Origin of the sequence: Nocardiopsis valliformis DSM 45023 (genome assembly GCF_000340985.1) — a bacterium.
In the GTDB taxonomy this organism is placed as follows: domain Bacteria; phylum Actinomycetota; class Actinomycetes; order Streptosporangiales; family Streptosporangiaceae; genus Nocardiopsis; species Nocardiopsis exhalans.
Genome location: NZ_ANAZ01000017.1, coordinates 101,442 through 124,114, shown reverse-complemented (window position 1 = coordinate 124,114; position 22,673 = coordinate 101,442). Strand labels below are relative to the sequence as shown.

Below are 22,673 nucleotides of genomic sequence, written 5' to 3'. Positions count from 1 at the left end.
CTCCTTGCGCGGGGGGGCGGGAGGGCCCGGAACGGGCCCTCCCTCTGGGGGGTGGATGCGCCTCGTGGCGCTCGTGCCGGTCGCTCAGACCGGGGCGTACTCGATCCCTGCCAGCTCGCACAGGACCTTCCAGTCCTGGGCGATGTGGCCGGAGTTCATCACCATGTGGTGGGTGCCGCCCGCGCGTAGCCAGGCGTCCATGCAGCCCCGCACCCCCGAGGAGGGACGGAACTGGCCGTAGGGCATCTCCAGCGCGGGCAGTTCGGGGGAGTCCAGGACCTCGCCCTCGGCCACCACCAGGCGGAAGCGTTCACCGCCCAGCGAGACCAGGGAGGCCAGGGTCGCCGGTCCCGGCCGGTAGCGGAACAGGATGGTGGGCGGGTCGGCCAGGCCGCCGATGCCCAGGGGGCGTTTGATCAACCGGACCGGTTCATCCTCGCGGGCCACCCGCCAGTTGCCCTCGCCCATGTGGCTCATCAGGATGGAGTCGCTGGGGAAGTCCATCGCGTACATCTCGGTGAAGTGGCCGTCCCCAGCGAGCCGGTGGCCCGCGTAGACGATCGACGCCGCCAGGACGTCGCCCTCACCGGCGAACCCGTACCCCTGCGCCATCAGGGTGGAGGCGGCGGCCATGGGCAGCCGGGCGAAACGACCGTCCTCGCCGATGGCGTCGAAGTGGGTGGAGTAGGCGCCGCAGCCGGATTCCTCCAGCAGGTGCTCGATGCCCAACTGCATACGGGCGTGGTCCTCGCGCTCCTCCTTGGACAGCCGCCCGTCCACGTCGAAGGCGCCGTCCTCCCAGGCCATGAGGTCGCTCACCGCCTGCTCGGGAAGGTCGGCCATGGTGCGGTGCAGCGTGCCGGGGGCGATGACGTGCACCTCGGGGCCGAGCTTGCGCAGGAACGCGGTCTCGTCCACCCGGGCGTCGCCCATGCCGTTCATGGGATACCCGAACACGCCCACGCGCAGCCGCCGCAGGGCGCTGACGGTGTGCGCGGCCCGGGCCCAGCGGTCCACCCGCGCGGTGAACTCCGGGCTCTGCCAGTCACCGGTGATGACGTCGAAGTCGACCCCGGCGCGGACCAGCGCGTTGGCGGTGTCCTGGGCCCCGTGGATGCCCTGGTTGTAGGTCATGTCGTCCATGTTCCAGGACGCGCTCACCGCGGGGTCGGGCTGGGTGTTGGCCAGAGCCACGGGCAGCCGGGTCCCGGTCAGCGCCCGGGTGACGCGGATGGAGGGACCGTAGGTGAGCATGACGACCAGGACCCCGTCGAGGTCAGCGCCCTCGAAACCCCGGATCGCGCTCTCGGCGTCCTCCCGGCCCCGCACCGGCGGGGCGAGCGTCCACTCGGCGACGTCCGAAAGCCCGTCGGCGAGCCGCTGGGCGTAGGCGGCCTGGTGTTCGGTGATGCCGGGGATCATGGCGTCGTAGAGCGGCTGCATGATGCCGAGCAGGCCGATCCGGGGGCGGCTGGAACGCACTGCCGGGTTCTGACTCGGGGGCGGCGTGGGTAGAGGCACAGGTGGTCCTTACTGTCCGTAGGCGTTCTGGTAGCGGTGGTAGAGGGCGTCCACGTCCTCCTGGCGCAGGCGCTCGACGGGTCCGCCCTGGCGGGCGAGGTGGACGGTATGGGCCACGTCCTCGCACATCACCGCGGCCTTGACCGCGGCCTTGGCGGTGGCGCCGACGGTGAACACCCCGTGGCCGCGCATGAGTACGGCCGGGGAGCGGTGGCCCTCCAGAGTCGTGACAATGCCCTTGCCGATGGAGTCGTCGCCGATGAGCGCGAAGGGGCCCACCGGGATGTCACCGCCGAACTCGTCCGCCATCGCGGTGACGGCGCAGGGGATGGCCTCACCGCGGGCGGCCCAGGCCGTCGCGTAGGGGCTGTGGGTGTGCACGACCCCGCCTACGTCGGTGCGGGCCCGGTAGACGTAGGCGTGCGCGTCGGTGTCGCTGGAGGGTTTGTGGCGTCCCTCGACCAACCGCCCGTACAGGTCGCACACGACCATGTCCTCGGCGGTGATGTCGTCGTAGGAGACCCCGCTGGGCTTGATCACCATCAGGTCGGTGCCGGGGACGCGCGCCGAGACGTTGCCGCTGGTCCAGGTGACCAGGTTCCACCGGGGCAGTTCCCCGTGCAGGTCGCACACTGTCTGGCGCAGGCGTTCCACCTCGGTGCGGTGGTCCTCCAGCTGTCGCAGGAGCGGGTCGGTTGAGGTCATCGCTTTCCCTCGGGGGTGGTGGGGCCGGTGGCGTACGCGGCGTGGCGCAGGGACCGCAGGCGGCGCAGGCTGTCGCTGCCGCCCCGGCCGAAGTGGTCGTGGAGTTCGGAGTAGATGGTGAAGAGGTGGTCGTAGGCGGCGGCCCGGTCCGGGTCGGGGGCGACGGTGTCCTCGCGCACCCGTCCCATCGCTTCGGAGGCGGCGTGGATGTCGGGGTGGGCCCCGGCGGCGACCGCTGCGTGGATCGCCGACCCCACCGCGCAGCTCTGCTCGGTGGCCACCACGCGCAGCGGCCGGTTCAGGACGTCGGCGTAGATCTGCAGAACGAAGGGGTTGCGGACCATCCCGCCGCCGATCGTGAGGTCGTCGACCGGAACCCCGGCACCGGTGAAGGCCTCGACGATGGTGCGGGTACCGAAGGCGGTGGCCTCCACCAGCGCCCGGTAGACCTCCTCGGGCCGGGTGGCCAGGGTCATGCCCACCAGCACGCCGGACAGTGAGTGGTCCACCAGCACCGAGCGGTTGCCGCTGTGCCAGTCCAGGGCCACCAGGCCGTGTTCGCCGACGGCGGCCCCGGCCGCCTTGCGGGAGAGCAGGTCGTGGACGGAGATCCCGCGTTCGGCGGCCTCCTCGTGGTAGGCGGGCGGCACGTAGGAGTCCACGAACCAGCCGAAGATGTCGCCCACACCGCTCTGTCCGGCCTCGTAGCCCCACATGCCCGGGGTGATGCCGCCCAGGGCCATGCCGCACATGCCCGGCACCTCGGCCAGGACCTCGGAGTTCATCACGTGGCAGGTGCTGGTGCCCATGATGGCGAGCATCCGCCCGGGGGCGGTGGTCTGTGCCGTGGCGGCGGTGACGTGCGCGTCGATGTTGCCGACGGCCACGGGCAGGCCCTCGGGCAGACCGGTCCAGGCGGCGGCCTGTGCGGTGAGCCCTCCGGCGCGTTCGCCCAGTTGGGACAGGGGATGATCGAGCCTGCTCACGGCGAAGTCGGCGAAGCGGGGGTCCAGGGCGGCGAGGAAGTCCTTGGTGGGCCAGGACCCGTCCTGGTGGATGCCCTTGTAACCGGCGGTGGCCGCGTTGCGGGTCTCGTACCCGCACAGCTGCCAGACGATCCAGTCCGCGCCCTCGATCCAGCGTTCGGTGCGCTGGTAGACCTCGGGGTCATCACGCAGGACCTGCAGGGCCTTGGCGAACTGCCACTCGGAGGAGATCTTCCCGCCGTAGCGGGGCAGCCAGGGTTCACCGCGTTCGGCGGCCAGGGCGTTGATCTCGTCGGCCTCGGGCTGGGCGGCGTGGTGACGCCACAGTTTGGGCCAGGCGTGCGGGCGGCCCGCCAGATCGGGGAGTTCGCACAGGGGGGTGCCCTCGGTAGTCACGGGAAGGACGGTGCAGGAGGTGAAGTCGGTACCGATCCCGATGACCTGTGAGGGGGAGACCCTGGCTTCGCGCAGGGCGGCGGGCACGGCCCGGCGCAGGACCTCGCGGTAGTCGTCGGGGTGCTGGAGGGCGGTGTCCGGTTCGAGGGGGTCCGCGTGGTCGGGCAGGCGGTCGGTGATGACCCCGTGCCGGTAGGTGTGCTCGGCCGAGCCCAGTTCGGTGCCGTCGGAGACCCGGACCACGACGGCACGCCCGGAGAGGGTTCCGAAGTCGACCCCGAGCACCACCGGATCGGGGTCGGTATCCGCCGGGCCAGGATTGTGCGCGCTAACATTCGTGGCCAACGAGAGTTCCCTTCGCGGGTTGTCGTGCTGAACATCCCCCTTTGGGTAGCCAATATCCAGGGCTTCAAGGGGGTAGATGTGACCTGGGCAATATTGTTGGCGTTAACAATCGATGAAGTCAACCCCCCGAAGGTGATCAAACCCGCACGAACCGCACGACGCGCACGAAAGAGCGCCCGCGCCCCGAAAAAAGGGGTGCGGGCGCTCTGGAAGTGGTCGATCAGGAGTGGGACGGTGGTGGGTGACAGAGGCGGGTCAGGCCCTGCCTGCGGAGACGGAGACCGGTTCCGGTGTGCGGACGGAGGCCTCCGGGGCGGAGCCCTTGCGGTCGATCAGACCCGCGGTGACGGCGATGCCCAGGCCCGCCACGGCCAGGACCGAGCCGATCACCGCAGGGGAGGCGTAGCCGAACCCCATCGCGATGCCTAGACCGCCCAGCCAGGCACCGCCCGCGTTGGCGAGGTTGAACGCCGAGTGGTTGGAGGCCGACGCCAGGCTCGGTGCGGTACCCGCCCGGCTCATCACCAGGACCTGAAGGGGCGCGGTCACACCGAAACCGACGGCGCCCAGCACCACGACGCCGATCGCGGCGGTCCAGGGGTTCTGCACGGCCACGGCGAACAGCGCGAGCACCACCGCCAGGCTCGCCAGGGAGCCGTAGATGGTGGGGCGCAGCCAACGGTCGGCGAGCGGGCCCACGATCAGCGAGCCCAGGGTCATGCCCACGCCGAACAGCGCCAACACGATCGGAACCCCGGCGCTGGGCATCCCGGCCAGCTCGGTCATCATCGGGGAGATGTAGCTGTAGACGGCGAACACCCCCGCGAAGCCGAACACCGCCGTGAGCAGGCCGAGCAGTACCTGGGGCCGAGCCAGCGCGGAGAACTCCCCGCGCAGGCCGCCCTGCTGGGCGATGGGCACGTGCGGCACCCAGCGGGCCACCCCGAGGACGGTGAGGGCGGCGATCGCCGCCACCACCAGGAAGGCGGTGCGCCAGCCGGTCAGCTGCCCCAGCAGGGTTCCCGCGGGCACGCCGACGATGTTGGCGATGGTCAATCCCAGCATCACCCGCGCCACCGCGGTGGCCTGGCGGGCGGGCCCGGCCAGGTGGGCCGCGACCAGGGCGGCCACCCCCAGGTAGGCGCCGTGCGGGATGCCGGCGAGGAAGCGGGCGGCCAGCACGGTCTCGTGCGAAGGCGCCACCACGGTGAGCAGGTTCCCCAGGAGGAAGACCGCCATGAACAGCAGCAGGGCGTTCTTGCGGGGCAGGCGTGTGCTCAGCGCGGTGAGCAGGGGAGCGCCGACCACCACCCCCAGGGCGTAGGCGGAGATGAGGTGCCCCGCGGTGGGGATGGACACGCCGAGATCGGCGGCGACTTCGGGCAGCAGGCCCATGATCACGAACTCGGTGGTGCCGATGGCGAAGGCCCCGAGGGCCAGGGCGAGCAGTGCCAGGCGCATGGCTGTGCCCCCTTCCGGAGGGTGGTGGAGTGTGTGCGGTGTCCGCGCGGCCTCGCGGGCGCCGGCCCAGACGTGATGGCGGGGTGGGGCGTCGATGCCCTGGGAGGTTCGTCGCCGTGCGATCGGGCGCGGTCCGGGTTCGGGATCGCGCCACGTGATTTAGCACGTGCTAAATCAATGATGTCACCTATGCCCGCCGATCATCAACGGCGCGGTACGTGATCTGTCTCGCGCCGGGCACGGGCGGGCGCCCGGGGCCTGTGGGATCCAGCGGGCGGGGTTCAGGAACGGGCGGGGCGTGGGGGAGCGGTGCTCTCCCGCACGGTGAGCGTGGTGGGCAGCACCACGTGGGTGCACTCGGTGCGCCCCTCCTCCAGGCGCTCGGCCACCGCCCCCAGAGTGAGCTCGGCGATACGGGTCACGTCCTGACGGACCGAGGTCAGACTCAGGAACGACAACCGGGCGGCCCGGCTGTCGTCGTAGCCCACCACCGACACCTCCTCGGGCACCGAACGGCCCGCGCGCAGCAGAGTCTCCAACAGTCCGCGCGCGGACTGGTCGTTGCAGCACACCACGGCTGTGGGCAGCTCCTCACGAGCGAGCAGGGCGGCCGCGGCGCGGGCCCCCGCCTCCTCGGTATAGGCACCCGGGACCAGGTCCACGAACGCGTCCAGCCCGTGTGCGCGCATGCCCTCCAGATAACCGGTCCGGCGTTCGGGGGCACTGGGCAGGTCACCGCCGTACACGTGTGCGATACGCCGGTGGCCCAGGGCGACCAGGTGGTCGACCGCCTGACGAACCCCGGATACGGCGTCGGTGCGCACACTGTCCGTCCCGGCCGCGTTGGTGCGCTGACCGATTTCCACCACGGGCACCCGCTCGGCGACCCTGGCCAGGTCCTCGGGTGCCTGCGCGGACATCCCGATCAGTACCAGCGCCTCGCAGCGCAGCCCCACGAGTTCGTCGATCGCCTGGCGTTCGGTGCGGTTGGCCAGCATGGCGCTCAGGGCCACGCTGTAGTCGAGCCGGGCCGCCTCCGGGTACAGCGCCTCGACCAGGTCGGCGTCCATGGGGTGCTCCATGGTGAAGAGCACGCCCACCTGACGGCTGCGGGCCCGGCGCAGCAGCTGGGCGGCGGTGTCGGCGCGATAGCCGAGTTCCTCGGCGGCGCGCAGCACCCGCTCACGGGTGGCGGCACTGGGGCCCGGACGGTCGCCCAGGACCAGCGAGACCAGCTGCCGGGAGACCCCCAGGTGCGCCGCGACATCGGCCATGGTCGGACGCCCACCGGGCACCCCGCCACCGCTGTTCCCACTCGCCACTTCGGTCCCCTCCCACACAGGCGCATCGTACCGTTGTCCGGGCCCGAACCAAGGATCCTCTCGGCGACGAACCTCCCGCGCTACCGGGACATCAGAATGTCCGGGGCGAGTTCCCTCAGCTCACCTGCTCTGCCGACATCCTCATGAAGGGCACCGATGTCCGTCTCCCCTGGAACTTCCCTGCCGCCCGGGTTCGCGCCGTTGGAAGCGAGTGACCCGGCCGAGGTCGGGCCCTACCGATTGGTGGGGCGGATCGGTGCGGGCGGAATGGGTGCCGTGTTCGGGGCCCTGGACGTGTACGGACGCTGTGTGGCGGTCAAGACCGTGCACGCTCACATCGCCCGTGAGTCCCGGTTCCGGGAGGCCTTCGCGCGTGAGGTCGAGATGCTGGGGCGCGCCGACGGGGTCAGCACGGCTCGGCTCCATGCTGCTGACACGGAGGCGGAGGTTCCGTGGCTGGCCTTCGACTACGTTCCCGGCCGTGACCTGCGAGCCCACGTGCGTGAGTTCGGTCCGTTGTCGGGTGACATGCTCCGTACCTTCGCCCTCGGCATGGCCGAGGGTCTGGCCGCGCTGCACGCGGCGGGGATCGCGCACCGCGACATCAAGCCGGGCAACGTGATCCTGTCTTCGGACGGGCCGAAGATCGTGGACTTCGGTATCGCGGTCGAGGTCGGCACAGAGAACTCCGATGATCCGTCATCTTCCTACGGCACCCCAGGTTGGAGCGCCCCTGAACGCTATGCCGGTGCTGTCGCCGATCCGGCCGCGGACGTGTTCGCCTGGGGCGGGTTGGTGGCGCTCTCCGCGACCGGGCGTGAGCCTTTCGGCAAGGGGGACGCGAAAGAGCTCGCCCGGCGGGTGAAGACGGGGGAGTGCGACGTCGAAGGCGTACCCGAGGACCTGCGGGGCCTGGTGGAGGCCGCTCTGTCGGTCGACCCGGAGCAACGTCCGAGTTCCGAGGACCTGGTCGGGGCACTCCTGCCCGGAACAGAGCAGAACCAGTGGTCCGATTCCCTGCGCGGGATGCTGCGCGACTACTGGCGCGGGGTGGACGACGCCGGACACGACCCGGGCCGTTGGGCTGCGGCGCTGGGGGCCGCCTCCGCCACCGGCCTTGGTGTGAGCGCGCTGGGTTCCGGTGCCATGGGTTCGGGTGTGCTCGGATCGGGCGGCATCGCTGGAACAGGAGCGGCCACCGGCACCGTCGGCTCTGGGATGGCGACCGCAGGAGGGAGCACAGCTGCCGCGGGCGGAGGAGCGGCCGGGACGAGTATGGCCACCGGCGGCATGATGAGCGGGGTCGCCACGTCCAAGCTGGGTCTGGCGGGCGCGGGTGTGCTGGTCGTGGCCGGTCTGACCGCTGGCGGTTTCGTGGTCTACGACCAGGTGCGGGTCACACCGGGGGAGACGGTCGCCGCTGCCGTGGGCTTTTTGGAGGAGGGCCGGGGTTTCACCGCTCAGGTGACCCGCTCCTTGTCCCGAACCCACGCCGAACAGGTCGCCGAACGCACCGGGGCCTCCGTGGAGCAGGTGATGGAGGACAGCCGGGCCGAGGAAGAGTATCTGTACTCGGCCGACACCGCGAGCTTCCTGATCCGGGGCGCGGCCATGGGGGAGGGGACGGTCGCCGTCGCCAATCACCGCGACGAGCTGTACGTCTATGCCCCTCGCCCAGAGGACATCTCCTGGGGCACCTGGCACGACTCGATCGAGCCGATGACGCTCGACCCGAGTGTGACCACGGACGCCGTCGCACCTTCCCTGATGACCGCGCCGCTGCGGACCCTGGCCGACTCGGGGCAGGTGGAACAGGAGGAAGGGGGCGGCGCGTACTCGGGGCCGACCACGCTCGGGCTGCTTTCCGAAGGTGTCTTCACCGAGGTAGAAGCGAGCGGCCGACTCGAAGTCGACGAGGCGGGCGCTCCGGTACGGGCGGAGTACACCACCGAACAGTGGGAGGTCCGAGTCGACTTCACCGGAACCGACGAGGGGGTCACGGTGGAGGATCCTCAAATCACGTTCGAAGGAGCCGGGTTCGGCTGGGCGGCTGTGCACGCCCCGGTGTGCGGAAGCGTGCAAACGTCCGAACGGGAGTGGGAGGTACAGGCCAGTGCCTGGGAGGTGGACTGCGACTACGCGATGGACGTCTCGGAGATGATGCTGAGTGGCTCAGAAGCCTTCGGTTATGGCGCTGACCAGGAGCGGGTCGAGGTCCTCATGGGCTACAGCGGTAGCGGAGGCACCACCTGGTTGGTCGACGAAGTGATGGCCTGCGCCGTCTTCCGCCGCGATCTGGAGGGGCTCATCGAAAACCGCACCTACTTCCTGTCGCCGTGCCAGGCGGCCACCAAACAGAGCCAGGCGAGCGAGGATTGGCCTTACGCGGAGGTGGAGTTCGGTTCCAGGACCCTGATCGACTACCACGACCAGACCTGACCTAGGAAAAGGGCGTACCTGGCGGTGTGCCTTGCCGAGGCTGTCACCCCTGGGACGCCTGCTGCAGCAGCGCGGCATACCGTCACACAGTTCACCTGGGTGATCACAAGACGCGTGAACCTCCGGTGTTTTCGGGGCATCAGAGTGTCCGGGCGGAGCTCCTCCACCGCCTTCCCCACCGCAGAACTTCCTCTGAAGGGCACCGATGTCCATCTCCCCTGACACTTCCCTGCCGCCCGGGCTCTCGCCGTTGGAGTCGGGCGACCCGCCCGTGATCGGGCCCTACCGGGTGGTGGGACGGATCGGCGAGGGCGGGATGGGGGCGGTGTACGGGGCCCTGGATGTATACGGGAGCTGCGTCGCCGTCAAGACTGTGCACGCTCACATCGCCCGTGAGCCCCGGTTCCGGGAGGCCTTCGCGCGTGAGGTCCAGATGCTGGGGCGCGCGGACGGCGTCAGCACCGCTCGTCTGCACGCCGCCGACACCAGGGCTGAGGTGCCGTGGCTGGCTTTCGACTACGTGGCCGGACGTGATCTGCGGGCCCACGTACAGGCGTTCGGTCCGCTCGAAGGCGACATGCTCCGCACCTTCTCCCTCGGCATGGCCGAGGGTTTGGCGGCACTGCACGCGGCGGGGATCGCGCATCGGGACATCAAACCGGGCAACGTGATCCTGTCCCCGGACGGGCCGAAGATCGTGGACTTCGGTATCGCGGTGGAGATCGGCACCGAGCGCGCGATGGACGCTTCGGCCTCCTACGGAACCCCGGGCTGGACAGCCCCTGAGCGCTACTCCGGGGCGGCCGCTGACCCGTCGGCGGACGTGTTCGCCTGGGGCGGGCTGGTGACCCTGGCCGCGACCGGTCGTCAGCCGTTCGGCAAGGGGGAGGCGAAAGAGCTCGCCCGGCGGGTGAAGGAGGGGGAGTACGGGATCGACGGGGTTCCCGAGGACCTGCTCGGCCTGGTGAGGGCCGCGCTGTCGGTGGACCCGAAGCAGCGACCGAGCTCCCAGACCCTTGTTCGGGCGTTGATGCCGGTACCCGCCGAGGAAACGCAGAACCAGTCCGGGCGCCCGCAGACGGCGGCCGATTCCCTGCGCGGGATGCTGCGCGACTACTGGCGCGGCGTGGACGACGCGGGCCACGACCCCGGGCGCTGGGCGGCGGCTCTGGGTGTCGCCTCCGCGGCCGGTCTGGGCGCGAGCGCACTGGGTTCCGGTGTCGTGGGCGTGGGCGCGATGGGAGCGGGCGGCGCCGCTGGATCCGGTGCGGCAACCGGGGCCGGTGCGGGCGCCGTCACGGCTGGAGGAGGTACCGCGGCCGCTGGTTCGGGGGCGGTAACCGCTGGAGGAAGTGCGACCAGCACGGCGACCGGCGGCATGATGAGCGGTATCGCGACATCCAAGTTGGGTCTGGCGGGCGCGGGTTTACTGGCTGTGGCCGGTCTGACCGCCGGCGGTTTCGTCGTCTATGACCAGGTGAGTGACAACCCGTCGGAGACGGTCGCCGCGGCGGCGGGCATTCTGGAGGAGAGCGAGGGTTTCACCGCTCAGGTGACCCGCTCCTTCTCCCAGGCGCACGCCGAACAGGTCGCCGAACGCACCGGGGCTTCGGTGGAGCAGGTGATGGAGGACAGCCTGGTCGAGGAGGAGTACCTCTACTCGGCGGCGGACCAGACTTTCCTCATCCGGGGCGCTGCGATGGGCCCGGGTACCACGGCGGTCGCCAACCATCGGGGAGACCTGTATGTGTACGCATCACGTGAGGAGGCCCCCAGGCTGTGGGAGAACTCGCCCCAGCAGCTGTCAGTCGTTTCCGCGGGGGTGAGCATTAGTTTCGGTGAGGAAGGGGATCACGGGATGTGGAAACGCTCGCCTGAACCCCTGGAGTACTCCTCTGACCTGGACACCGACTCCGTTGCCGCCACCCTGATCACCGCGCCGCTCCGGACCTTGAGCGAGGCTGACGGAATCGAGGCGGTGGAGGGCCAGGAACGGGTGTACACGGGGTCGATCGTGCTCGAGCTCTTGGATGGTGGGGCTCTGGTGTCGGAGGAGGGCACTGGCCAGGTCGGTCTTGACGGCGAAGGAACCCCGGTGTGGGCCGAGTACACAACGGATCTTTGGGAGGTGCGAGTCGACTTCGAGGCAGTGGGCGCCGAAGCGCCGATGGAGGACCCCCAAGTGTGGGCGGCCGAGAACGACGGGTTCGGTTGGACTGTGGTGCACGCCCCGATCTGTGGAACTGTGGGCTTGCCGGACTGGGTTCCGTCCTGGGACGAGGGCAGGATGTGGGATGTCCAGGCCAGTGGTTGGGACGTGGACTGCGACTACGCGATGGACGTGGCGGAGTTGCGGGAGGACTTCGGCAGAGGCCCGGATCGGCAAGAATCACTGCACGCGTTCAGAGGCACCATGAGTAACATCGCGCAGTTCGACGACACCATGGCCTGCGGCCTCTTCTGGAACAACAGGAGGGGAGCAGACCCACTCAACATTGAACACGCGTATGCCTACGGGCCCTGTCAGGAAGCCACGGTGCTGTCCGTGGATGACTCGGAAGAGCTCTACAAGGACTCGGAGGTGGAGTTCGGTCCCGTGACCCTGATCGACTTCCACGAACAGTCCTGACCGCGCGGCCCCGGACGCAGAAAAGTCCGGACACAAAAGAGGGGGCGCGCCTCGCGGCGCGCCCCCTGAAGTCTGGCCGGGTCCACGTCCCCCAACGTGGAACCCGACCGCGCGGCCCGCGCACTGAGTGCGGTGGGGCCGCTGGGAGGCGAATACGGTGATGGTTCCGTGCCGGAAACCCCCATTTACGGCACGAACACGCGTATTCGCTAGGTCTTGGCCGGGTCCCACGTCCCCCAACGTGGGACCCGACCGCGCGGCCTACGCACTAGGTGCGGTCTGGCCGCTGGGAAGGCGGTTGTAGCGATGGTTCCGTGTCAGAAACCCCCATTGCCGACACGAACGCGTACAACCGCGCATGGTCTGAAGGTGATGTTCGAAGCTTCGCACAGACGCTGGTGGGATTGTTGGGGTCGGGGTCGGTCTGGGGTGCTTCACCTGTAAGAACGCTTCGTACAGGTGAGGTGTTCCCGCCCTGGCGGCGGATTTTCATCCGGCCCGGTAAAAAGCGGGTGCGGACTGGGGCACGGAACCCTAAGCTCCCCCTCGAACCCGGGCGGAGAAGGAGGCGGACATGCCCGAACTGATGACCCTGTGGCGGCCCACCGGGCCCGTGGAGCTCGCGCTGGTCAGGGATTCGGGCTGGCGGGAGTGGCCGCCGCGCCTTCCCGGGCAGCCCATCTTCTACCCGGTGTTGAACGAGGACTACGCGACGCGGATCGCCCGTCAGTGGAACCTGCCACGTGACGGGGAGGGACACGTCACCCGCTTTCGCGTGGAGGCCGGATTCGCCTCCCGGTATCCCGTCCAGCAGGTGGGCGGGAGCACGATCCTGGAGCTGTGGGTGCCCGCCGAGGACCTGGCCGAGTTCAACGCCCACATCCACGGGGAGATCGAGCTGGTGAGGTCCTTCCTGACCGAAGGGTAGGTCCCGGCGGGGGAGCCCCCGGGTGGGAAACGGGAGCGACGGAAGCAGGGCGGGGCCGGTGCACGCGCGTGCACCGGCCCCGCCTTTGTGTACGCGATGGTCTGCTGTGGTAGGTGCGGGGGAATACCTGGGCCCAGTCGGGGGTTCGGCATGATAGTTTTATAGAAAGCATTTTCCTAGGAAGCTAATTGGATCGGGGAACGGCCATGCAGTTCGGAATCTTCTCGGTCAGCGACGTGACCACCGACCCCACGACGGGACGTACGCCGACCGAAGGCGAGCGGATCAAGGCGATGGTGCGGATCGCCCTCAAGGCGGAGGAGGTGGGTCTGGACGTCTTCGCCACCGGCGAGCACCACAACCCGCCCTTCGTCGCCTCCTCGCCCACCACCATGCTCGGTTACGTCGCGGCGCAGACCGAGAAGATCATCCTGTCCACCTCCACCACGCTCATCACCACCAACGACCCGGTCAAGATCGCCGAGGACTTCGCGATGCTCCAGCACCTGGCCGACGGCCGGGTGGACCTGATGATGGGACGTGGCAACACCGGACCGGTCTACCCCTGGTTCGGGCAGGACATCCGACAGGGCATCCCGCTGGCGCTGGAGAACTACAACCTCCTGCACCGCCTGTGGCGCGAGGACGTCGTCAACTGGGAGGGCAAGTTCCGCACCCCGCTGCAGGGCTTCACCTCCACCCCGCGCCCGCTCGACGACGTGCCGCCGTTCGTCTGGCACGGTTCCATCCGCAGTCCGGAGATCGCCGAACAGGCCGCCTACTACGGTGACGGCTTCTTCCACAACAACATCTTCTGGCCCGCCACCCACACCAAGAAGCTCATCTCGCTCTACCGCCGCCGCTTCGAGCACTACGGCCATGGCCGGGCCGACCAGGCCGTCGTCGGGCTGGGCGGACAGGTGTTCATGCGCAAGAACTCCCAGGACGCGGTCAAGGAGTTCCGGCCCTACTTCGACAACGCGCCGGTCTACGGCGGCGGCCCCTCCCTGGAGGAGTTCACCCGCGAGACCCCGCTGACCGTCGGCAGCCCGCAGGAGGTCATCGACCGTACCCTGGGCTTCCGGGAGTCCTTCGGCGACTACCAGCGCCAGCTCTTCCTGATGGACCACGCGGGCCTGCCGCTCAAGACCGTCCTGGAGCAGCTGGATCTCCTCGGCGAGGAGGTCGTCCCGGTACTGCGCAAGGAATTCGCCGCGAAGAAGCCCGAGCACGTGCCCGACGCGCCCACCCACGCCTCGCTCCTGGCCGCGAAGGAGCGCGCGACCACGAACACGGAGGTCCAGGAATGACCCGCAAGCTCGTCACCGTCACGGCCGGGCTCAGCAACCCCTCCTCGACCCGCCTGCTCGCCGACCGGCTGACCGGCGCCGCCGAGGAGGCCCTGGCCGACCGCGGTGAGAAGGTCGAGGTCAGGATCGTCGAGCTGCGCGAACTGGCCCACGACATCATGAACGCCATGACCACCCAGGTTCCCACCGGAGACCTGCCCGGGGTCCTGGCCGACATTGCCGAGGCGGACGGGATCATCGCCGTGACCCCGGTCTTCAACGCCTCCTACAGCGGCCTGTTCAAGTCGTTCTTCGACGTCGTCGAACCCGGCGTGCTGGACGGAAAGCCGGTCCTGGCGGCGGCCACCGGCGGCAGCCCGCGCCACTCGCTGGTGCTGGAGCACGCGCTGCGCCCGATGTTCTCCTACACCCGCTCGGTGGTGGTGCCCACGGGCGTCTACGCCGCCTCCGAGGACTGGGGCGCGGGCGAGAGCGGCGGCCGCGAACTGGCCGAGCGCATCACCCGGGCGGCCCGGCAGCTGGCCATGCTCGCCACGGAGAACGCTCCGGCCGCGGCCGACCCCTACGAGGAGCCCACTCCCTTCGCCGATCTGATGTCCGGCCTGGGCAGATGACCTCCCGTTCCCGCCGGTCCCCGGCGGGAACGGGCCCCAGGGTCGGGAAACGGGCACGGTGGCGGGCGGCGGTCGGATGCGAGTTCCGCGGAGTTTTCCTCTCATCACCCGTTGCAGTTGCTTTTCAATGGTGTTAACTTTCCGGAAAGTGCTGTATGGGAGCGCTCCCGAATTGGGGTGGACCCTCAGCGCACCGTCTGGACCGCACCACGACCGGCAGGCGTACGGCCCGGAGCGGGAGGCAGTCCCGTCCCTCCCAGGCGCCGTGCCCCGCGTCGCCCTTCCGGATGTTTTCCGGAAGAAATGCGACGTTCCCCGCAAGCTCACACTCCTGGCACCCCCCTACGCGAGGAAACCACGATGAGCAGACCCCCCTCCTCCTCTCACAGAACCCTGCCCCGCAGGGCGCTTGCCACGGCCTCCGCCCTGCTCCTGGGTGTGGCCACCGCACTCACCGCCTCTGCCCCGGCCGCCGCCGCCACCGGCTGTTCCGTCGACTACCAGCTCAATGACTGGGGCTCGGGCTTCACCGCCGACGTGCAGATCACCAACCTGGGAAGCGCGGTCAACGGCTGGACCCTGGACTGGACCTTCGACGGCAACCAGCAGATCAGCAACACCTGGGGCGGCACGCACAGCCAGTCCGGTCAGAGCGTCTCGGTCACCGACGCCGGACACAACGCCGCCATAGCCCAGGACGCGACCGTCTCCTTCGGCTTCCAGGCCGCGTACTCCGGGAGCAACGCCGTCCCGACCGACTTCACCCTCAACGGGGTCCTCTGCGAGGGCAGCGTGGACCCGGGGCCCGACCCGGATCCGGACCCCGATCCCGACCCGGACCCGGATCCCGATCCCACGCCCGGCGAGCGGGTGGACAACCCCTACGTGGGCGCGGACGTCTACGTGAACCCGATCTGGTCCGCCAACGCCGCGGCCGAGCCCGGCGGCGAGGCCGTGGCCGACCAGCCCACCGGGGTCTGGATGGACCGGACCAGCGCCATCGAGGGCAACGACAGCCCCACCACGGGCGACATGGGGCTGCGCGACCACCTCGACGAGGCGGTCGAGCAGGCTGGGGGAGACCCGCTGGTCTTCCAGCTGGTCATCTACAACCTGCCCGGCCGCGACTGCGCGGCCCTGGCCTCCAACGGCGAACTCGGCCCCGAGGAGATCGACCGCTACGAGTCGGAGTACATCGACCCGATCGCCGACATCCTGCGTGACTACGAGGACACGTCCCTGCGCGTGGTCACCACGATCGAGATCGACTCCCTGCCCAACCTGATCACCAACATCTCGCCCCGTGACACGGCCACACCCGAGTGCGACGTCATGCTGGCCAACGGCAACTACGTCAACGGGGTCGGCTACGCGCTCGCCCAGCTCGGAGCGATCAGCAACGTCTACAACTACGTGGACGCCGGGCACCACGGCTGGATCGGCTGGGAGGACAACTTCGCCCCCTCCGCCGCGCTCTTCTACGAGGCCGCCAACGCCAACGGAGCCACCCCCGACGACGTGCACGGCTTCATCGCCAACACCGCCAACTACTCCGCCCTGCAGGAGGAGCACTTCGCGATCGGCGAGACCATCAACGGCACACCGGTGCGCCAGTCCGAGTGGGTGGACTGGAACAACTACGTCGACGAGCTCTCCTTCGCCCAGGCGCTGCGCGCGGAACTGGTCTCCCAGGGCTTCGACCCGGGGATCGGAATGCTCATCGACACCTCCCGCAACGGCTGGGGCGGGCCCGACCGGCCCACCGGCGCGGGCCCGACCACCGACGTCGACGCCTACGTGGACGGCGGCCGCTTCGACCGCCGCATCCAGTCCGGGAACTGGTGCAACCAGTCCGGTGCCGGTCTGGGCGAGCGCCCCACCACCGCCCCCGAACCCGGGATCGACGCCTACGTGTGGATGAAGCCCCCGGGTGAGTCGGACGGCTCCAGCGAGGAGATCCCCAACGACGAGGGCAAGGGCTTCGACCGGATGTGCGACCCCACCTACGAGGGCAACCCGCGCAACGGAAACAACATGAGCGGCGCTCTGCCCGACGCGCCGGTCGCCGGCCACTGGTTCTCCGAGCAGTTCCAGGAACTGCTGGCCAACGCCTACCCCCCGGTCCAGTGACCACCCTCCGGTAGAGATCCCGACCGCCGGGCGCCTGCCCCTCCCCCCTCCCCTCCGGGGCGGGCGCCCGGCCCGGTGACACCGGGTTCGCGAAATCTCACGCAGAGCCCGGCCTGGGGGCGGCGGCATCGCCCCGGCCCCTCCACAGAACCAGCCCCTCTCGTGCGCCCGCACGGTGGCGCCGCCGCGCCCGCGCCCGCGCCCGCGCCCGCGCCCCGGGCACCGGCCCGCGCCGAGCAGGGTCCCCCGCAGGAGGACAACATGATCACCCCCCGCTTAGACCGAGTCCCGGGCCGACGCCCGCGCCTGGGCTCCCTCTTCATCACCACGGTCCTGGTCGCGGCACTGCTGCCGAGCAGCCCCGCCCAGGCCCAGAGCCCCTGCTCGGTCGACTACCGCCTCACCAACGACTGGGGCTCGGGCTTCACCGCCGAGGTCACGCTCACCAACGAGTCAGCCGGCCTCTCCCAGTGGTCCCTGGGCTGGGACTTCGACTCCGGTCAACAGGTCACCAACGCCTGGAACGCCGAGGTCTCCCAGGACGCCGCGTCCGTCACCGCGACCGGCCCCGCCTGGGCCCCGGGACTGCCCCAGGGTGCGAGCACCACCTTCGGCTTCCAGGCCACCCACAGCGGCGACAACCCCGTCCCGGAGAACTTCACCCTCAACGGAGTGAGCTGTGCGGACGAGGAGGAACCCCCCGCGCAGGAGCACGCCCTGCTCGTCGAACCCGCCACGCTCACCCTGGACCCGGGTGGCGAGGCGGGCTTCGATGTGGCCCTGTCCACCGAACCCGACAGCGCCGTACAGGTCGCCGTCGAACGCACCCAGGGCAGCGAAACCCTGTCGGTGAGCTCCACGCAACCCCTCACCTTCGACGAAACCGACTGGGACACCCCCCAGGAGGTCACCATCGCCTCCTCGGGCGCCTCCTCCGGCGAACCGGCCCAGGCCGAGTTCACCGTCTCGGCCACGGGTTACGAGTCCGTCGTCGTCACCGCCAGGGAACGCGCCGAGGCGGCCAGCGACTACGAGCAGCGCTTCCTCGACCAGTACGACAGGATCAAGGACCCCGACAGCGGCTACTTCCGTGACTTCGACGGGCTCCTGGTGCCGTATCACGCCGTGGAGACCCTGATTGTGGAGGCTCCCGACCACGGTCACGCCACCACATCCGAGGCCTACAGCTACTACCTGTGGCTGGAGGCCACCTACGGCCGCATCACCCAGGACTGGGCCCCGTTCAACTCCGCCTGGGAATCCATGGAGGCGTTCATCATCCCGGGCACCGCCGACCAGCCCACGAACGCCTCCTACGACCCCGCCGAACCGGCCACCTACATCGCCGAGTCCCTGCAGCCCAGCGACTACCCGATGCCGCTGCGGCCCGAGGTCCAGGTCGGGCAGGACCCCCTCGCCGACGAACTCAGCGGTACGTACGGCACCGACGAGGTCTACGGCATGCACTGGCTGCTGGACGTGGACAACACCTACGGCTTCGGTTTCTGCGGCGACGGAACCGACGACGCCCCGGCCTACTTCAACACCTTCCAGCGCGGCTCCAACGAGTCGGTCTGGGAGACCGTCCCGCACCCCTCCTGCGAGACCTTCGCGCACGGCGGTGACAACGGCTACCTCGACCTGTTCACCGACGACGAGAACTACTCCGAGCAGTGGCGCTACACCAACGCGCCCGACGCCGACGCCCGTGCGGTCCAGGTCGCCTACCTCGCGCACGAGTGGGCCGCCGAGCAGGGCAACGAGTCCGACATCGCCGACAGCGTCGCCAAGGCGTCCATGATGGGCGACTACCTGCGCTACGCCATGTTCGACAAGTACTTCAAGGAGGTCGGCGACTGCGTCGGCGCCGAGTCCTGCCCGCCCGGAACGGGCCGGGACTCCGCCCACTACCTGCTGTCCTGGTACTACTCCTGGGGCGGCGCCCTGGAGAGCGCCGAGTACCCCTGGGCCTGGCGCATCGGCGGATCCTCCGCTCACCAGGGCTACCAGAACGTGATGGCCGCCTACGCCCTCTCCGAGACCGAGGCGCTGCGCCCGCAGTCAGCCACCGGAGCCGACGACTGGGGCGTGAGCCTGGACCGCCAGCTGGAGTTCATCCAGTGGCTGCAGTCCTCCGACGGCGGCATCGCCGGGGGTGCGACCAACAGCTGGGAGGGCGTCTACGGCGAGCCGCCCGCGGGTACTCCGACCTTCTACGGCATGTACTACGACGAGAAGCCCGTCTGGCACGACCCGCCCTCCAACCAGTGGTTCGGCTTCCAGGTCTGGGACATCGAGAGGGTCGCCGAGTACCACCGCCTTACCGGTGACGAGCGAGCCGGGGACGTCCTCGACTCCTGGGTGCCCTGGGTGATCGCCAACACCACGATCGGCACCGACGGTGATTTCGCCATCCCCGCCGAAATGGAATGGAGCGGTGCGCCCGACAGCTGGACCGGCACCCCCACCGGCAACCCTGGGCTGAGCGTCGAGGTGGTCTCGCACAACCAGGACGTCGGTATCGCGGCAGGTCTGGCCAAGACCCTGATGCACTACTCCGCCGCCACCGGGGACGAGGCATCCCTGGAGACCGCCGAAGCCCTGCTGGACGCCCTCCTGGAACACGAGGGCGACCTCGGTGTGGCCATCCCGGAGACCAGGGCTGACTACGAGCGCTTCGGTGACCCCTACGACCCGGCCACCGGAGAGGGAACCTACGTCCCCCAGGGCTGGACCGGCACGATGCCCAACGGTGACGTCATCGACTCTGACGCCACCTTCGCCTCCATCCGCTCCTTCTACCAGGACGACCCGAACTGGGGTCAGGTGGAGGACTACCTGGACGGGGGCCCGGTTCCCGAGTTCACCTACCACCGCTTCTGGGCCCAGGTCGACGTCGCCACCGCACTGGCGACCCACGGAGAGCTGTTCGGGTCCTAGGAGACCGCAGCCGCCAACGGGGCCGGGCCCTCTCGCGCCGCCCGGCCCCGTGCCACCAGCGACACAAGGAAGGCACCATGCCCACAACCCCCCGGTCGGTGAAGGCAGTACTGGCCTCTGTCACCGCCGCCGTCCTCCTGGCCGCCGCGGCAGCCACCCCCGCGCACGCGCAGTCACCCCCGCTCCGCGACCTGGCCGACCAGCAGAACCTGAGGATGGGGGCCGCGGTCGCCTCCCACCTCCTGGACGACGCGGACTACCGACGCACGGCCGCCGCGGAGTTCAACTCCGTGACCCACGAGAACGACCTCAAATGGGAGAGCGTCCAGCCCCAGCCGGGCCAGTACTCCTGGTCCGGGGCCGACCGGCTCGTGGAGTTCGCCGAACAGAACGGTCAACAGATCCACGGCCACACACTCGTATGGCACAGCCAGCTGCCCTCCTGGGTGGAGAACGGAAGCTTCACCCCGGCTGAACTGACCCAGGTCATGGAAGACCACATCGACACCACCATGGGCCGCTACCGGGGACAGATCCAGACCTGGGACGTGGTCAACGAGCCGATCGGCGACGACGCCCAGTTCAGGAACTCGGTGTTCCACCGCGTCCTGGGCGAGGACTTCATCGCCCAGTCCCTGCACATGGCCAGAGCGGCGGACCCCGAAGCCACGCTGTTCATCAACGACTACAACATCGACGGGATCAACGCCAAGAGCGACGCCTACTACGAACTGGCCCAGGACCTGCTCGCGCAGGGCGCACCGCTCGACGGCATCGGCCTCCAGGGCCACCTCATCTCCGGGCAGCTGCCCCAGGACATCCAGCAGAACATCCAGCGCTTCGCCGACCTGGGCCTGGAGGTGATGATCACCGAACTCGACATCCGGATGACGATGCCCGTCACTCAGCACAAACTCGAACAGCAGGCCAGGGACTACACCCAGGTCATGGACGCCTGCCTCGCGGTCTCCGGCTGCTCAGGCGTGACGGTGTGGGGCGTCACCGACGCCCATTCCTGGGTCCCGGACCACTTCACGGGTGAGGGCGCGGCCCTGCCCATCGATGACAACTACGAGGCCAAGCCCGCCTACTGGTCGATCCACGAGGCCCTGGGCGGGGACGGCCAGAACGGCCCGGACGACCCGGGACCGGGCGAACCGGGCACGGGGACCTGCGAGGTCGCCTATGACTTCACCTCCCAGTGGGGTCAGGGAGCGGTGGTCGAGGTGACCGTGCACAACGGCTCGGGTTCCGCGATCCAGGACTGGTCCCTGACCTGGGAGCGGCCCTCCGGGGAGCAGATCACCTCCTCCTGGAACACCTCGATCGAACAGAGCGGCGCCACGGTGACGGCCGTGCCCGTGGAGTGGAACCGCACCATCTCCGCCGGGGGACAGGTCTCCTTCGGCTTCCAGACCACCCACACGGGAGCTCCGTCAGTCCCCGGCGGATTCTCCCTGGGCAGTGAGAGCTGCACCGTCCGATGACCTGTCAGGGCCCCGTGCACCAGGGCACGGGGCCGCACCTCTCCTGAACGGAGCCCCTATGAGACAACGCCTGACGATCGCCTCGGCGGCCGTCCTCGCCCTGATCGCCGCCCTGCTCGTCCACGTCCTGCCCGCCCACGCCGACAGCGGATTCCGGGTCAGCGAGGGCCGCCTCGTCGACGCCGCGGGCAATGACTTCGTCATCCGCGGGGTCAGCCATCCCCACTCCTGGTACACGCAGGAGACCGGCGCGTTCGCCGACATCAAGTCACTGGGCGCCAACACGGTGCGCGTCGTCCTCAGCAGCGGTGACCGCTGGTACGAGAACGGGCCCGCGGACGTGGCCAACGTGGTCTCGCTCTGCAAGGCCAACCGGTTGATCTGCATGCTGGAGGTCCACGACACCACCGGCTACGGCGAGGATCCCGAAGCCGGCACACTGGACCAGGCCGTCGACTACTGGCTGCGGATCCAGGACGTGATCGAAGGCGAGGAGGACCACGTCCTCGTCAACATCGGCAACGAGCCCTACGGCAACGACGCGGCGACCAACCAGGGCTGGGCCGACGACACCTCCGACGCCATCCAACGGCTACGCGCGGCCGGGTTCGACCACACCCTGGTCGTGGACGCCCCCAACTGGGGCCAGGACTGGCAGGGGATCATGCGCGAGGGCGCCCAGGACGTCTTCGACTCCGACCCGCACGCCAACACCGTGTTCTCGATCCACATGTACGGGGTCTACGAGCAGGAGTCGGTGATCGTCGACTACCTGGAGCACTTCACCGAGCGCGGGTTGCCCCTCATCGTCGGGGAGTTCGGCTTCGACCACAGTGACGGCACCCCCGACGAGGACGCCATCATGCACCACACCGAACGGCTCGGCCTGGGCTACATCGGCTGGTCCTGGAGCGGTAACAGCGCCGGGGTCGCGTACCTGGACATGGTCGAGAACTTCGACGTCGACTCCCTGACCCCCTGGGGCGAGCGCATCTTCCACGGCCCCGACGGAATCGCCGACACCTCGGTCGAGGCCCCCGTCTACGGCGGGGACGGCGGTCCCAGTGACCCGCCCACCGACCCGCCCACCGACCCGCCCACGGAGGAGCCCACCGACCCGCCCGCTGACGGTGACTGCACCGCTTCCTACGAGGTGGTCGGCGAGTGGCCGGGCGGTTTCCAGGCACAGGTGACCATCACCGCCCTGGCCTCCCTCGACGGTTGGATCGCCACCTGGAACCTCGCCGAGGGCCAGAGCGTGAGCCACGCCTGGAACGCCGGAGTCAGCACCACCGGCTCCACCGCCACCGCAGCCAACGCCGCCCACAACGGCACGCTCGCCGCAGGTGAAACGGCCTCGTTCGGCTTCACCGGCACCCACACCGGAACGGTCACGGCACCCGACGTGCTGTGCACCTCCGGGCCCTGACCGGGGCCTTCCGCCCCCGCCCGCCCCCGGC

General features: G+C 69.6%; 14 protein-coding genes. 9 read left to right on the top strand and 5 right to left on the bottom strand.

Annotated features, from left to right (window positions below):
• Positions 1-84: 84 nt before the first annotated feature.
• The 5 genes from D457_RS0118665 to D457_RS0118645 form a co-directional block, all read right to left on the bottom strand.
• Positions 85-1,521 (bottom strand): L-fucose/L-arabinose isomerase family protein, encoded by a 1,437-nt coding sequence (locus tag D457_RS0118665; RefSeq protein WP_026116784.1) that lies wholly within the window; start codon positions 1,519-1,521, stop codon positions 85-87.
• Between the two features lie 9 nt (positions 1,522-1,530).
• The gene (locus D457_RS0118660; protein WP_017582194.1) at positions 1,531-2,226 is read right to left on the bottom strand and encodes an L-ribulose-5-phosphate 4-epimerase; all 696 of its coding nucleotides are present in this window, start codon (positions 2,224-2,226) and stop codon (positions 1,531-1,533) included.
• Positions 2,223-3,896, bottom strand: a complete 1,674-nt coding sequence (araB, locus tag D457_RS0118655) for a ribulokinase (protein ID WP_017582193.1) — start codon at positions 3,894-3,896, stop codon at positions 2,223-2,225. Before araB ends, D457_RS0118660 begins: the two co-directional genes overlap by 4 nt.
• A 312-nt stretch (positions 3,897-4,208) precedes the next feature.
• Positions 4,209-5,414, bottom strand: coding sequence for an MFS transporter (locus tag D457_RS0118650; RefSeq protein WP_017582192.1), 1,206 nt, complete (start codon positions 5,412-5,414; stop codon positions 4,209-4,211).
• Between the two features lie 281 nt (positions 5,415-5,695).
• Positions 5,696-6,688, bottom strand: a complete 993-nt coding sequence (locus tag D457_RS0118645; protein ID WP_017582191.1) for a LacI family DNA-binding transcriptional regulator — start codon at positions 6,686-6,688, stop codon at positions 5,696-5,698.
• Positions 6,689-6,892: 204 nt separating this feature from the next.
• On the opposite strand from D457_RS0118645, the gene D457_RS0118640 reads away from it, so the two are divergent.
• The 9 genes from D457_RS0118640 to D457_RS0118600 all read left to right on the top strand — a co-directional run bounded on the left by D457_RS0118640 (position 6,893) and on the right by D457_RS0118600 (position 22,642).
• On the top strand, positions 6,893-9,175 hold the full coding sequence (locus D457_RS0118640; protein WP_026116782.1) for a serine/threonine protein kinase: 2,283 nt from the start codon (positions 6,893-6,895) through the stop codon (positions 9,173-9,175).
• Positions 9,176-9,380: 205 nt separating this feature from the next.
• Complete coding sequence (locus D457_RS0118635) at positions 9,381-11,804, top strand: serine/threonine-protein kinase (protein WP_017582189.1); 2,424 nt, start codon at positions 9,381-9,383, stop codon at positions 11,802-11,804.
• A gap of 574 nt (positions 11,805-12,378) precedes the next feature.
• Positions 12,379-12,732, top strand: a complete 354-nt coding sequence (locus D457_RS0118630) for a hypothetical protein (protein WP_017582188.1) — start codon at positions 12,379-12,381, stop codon at positions 12,730-12,732.
• A 206-nt stretch (positions 12,733-12,938) separates the two neighbouring features.
• Positions 12,939-14,042: an LLM class flavin-dependent oxidoreductase gene (locus D457_RS0118625; RefSeq protein WP_017582187.1), complete on the top strand. Its 1,104-nt coding sequence runs from the start codon at positions 12,939-12,941 to the stop codon at positions 14,040-14,042.
• Complete coding sequence (locus tag D457_RS0118620) at positions 14,039-14,656, top strand: FMN reductase (RefSeq protein WP_017582186.1); 618 nt, start codon at positions 14,039-14,041, stop codon at positions 14,654-14,656. Before D457_RS0118625 ends, D457_RS0118620 begins: the two co-directional genes overlap by 4 nt.
• 360 nt (positions 14,657-15,016) lie before the next feature.
• Entirely contained in the window at positions 15,017-16,786 is a 1,770-nt protein-coding gene (locus D457_RS0118615; protein ID WP_017582185.1) for a glycoside hydrolase family 6 protein, read from the top strand.
• Between the two features lie 261 nt (positions 16,787-17,047).
• A complete protein-coding gene (locus tag D457_RS0118610; protein WP_017582184.1) occupies positions 17,048-19,726 on the top strand; it encodes a glycoside hydrolase family 48 protein in 2,679 nt (892 codons plus the stop codon).
• Between the two features lie 77 nt (positions 19,727-19,803).
• A complete protein-coding gene (locus D457_RS0118605; RefSeq protein ID WP_039831457.1) occupies positions 19,804-21,213 on the top strand; it encodes an endo-1,4-beta-xylanase in 1,410 nt (469 codons plus the stop codon).
• A gap of 58 nt (positions 21,214-21,271) precedes the next feature.
• On the top strand, positions 21,272-22,642 hold the full coding sequence (locus tag D457_RS0118600; RefSeq protein ID WP_017582182.1) for a cellulase family glycosylhydrolase: 1,371 nt from the start codon (positions 21,272-21,274) through the stop codon (positions 22,640-22,642).
• The last annotated feature ends 31 nt before the right edge of the window (positions 22,643-22,673 follow it).

Bases quoted from the DNA above. Each gene is read 5' to 3' on its own strand.
- D457_RS0118600 (WP_017582182.1), top strand. From the start codon at position 21,272: ATGAGACAACGCCTGACGATCGCCTCGGCGGCCGTCCTCGCCCTGATC.
- D457_RS0118615 (WP_017582185.1), top strand. From the start codon at position 15,017: ATGAGCAGACCCCCCTCCTCCTCTCACAGAACCCTGCCCCGCAGGGCG.
- D457_RS0118610 (WP_017582184.1), top strand. From the start codon at position 17,048: ATGATCACCCCCCGCTTAGACCGAGTCCCGGGCCGACGCCCGCGCCTG.
- D457_RS0118660 (WP_017582194.1), bottom strand. From the start codon at position 2,226: ATGACCTCAACCGACCCGCTCCTGCGACAGCTGGAGGACCACCGCACC.
- D457_RS0118645 (WP_017582191.1), bottom strand. From the start codon at position 6,688: ATGGCCGATGTCGCGGCGCACCTGGGGGTCTCCCGGCAGCTGGTCTCG.
- D457_RS0118630 (WP_017582188.1), top strand. From the start codon at position 12,379: ATGCCCGAACTGATGACCCTGTGGCGGCCCACCGGGCCCGTGGAGCTC.
- D457_RS0118625 (WP_017582187.1), top strand. From the start codon at position 12,939: ATGCAGTTCGGAATCTTCTCGGTCAGCGACGTGACCACCGACCCCACG.
- D457_RS0118640 (WP_026116782.1), top strand. From the start codon at position 6,893: ATGTCCGTCTCCCCTGGAACTTCCCTGCCGCCCGGGTTCGCGCCGTTG.
- D457_RS0118650 (WP_017582192.1), bottom strand. From the start codon at position 5,414: ATGCGCCTGGCACTGCTCGCCCTGGCCCTCGGGGCCTTCGCCATCGGC.
- D457_RS0118605 (WP_039831457.1), top strand. From the start codon at position 19,804: ATGCCCACAACCCCCCGGTCGGTGAAGGCAGTACTGGCCTCTGTCACC.
- D457_RS0118620 (WP_017582186.1), top strand. From the start codon at position 14,039: ATGACCCGCAAGCTCGTCACCGTCACGGCCGGGCTCAGCAACCCCTCC.
- D457_RS0118635 (WP_017582189.1), top strand. From the start codon at position 9,381: ATGTCCATCTCCCCTGACACTTCCCTGCCGCCCGGGCTCTCGCCGTTG.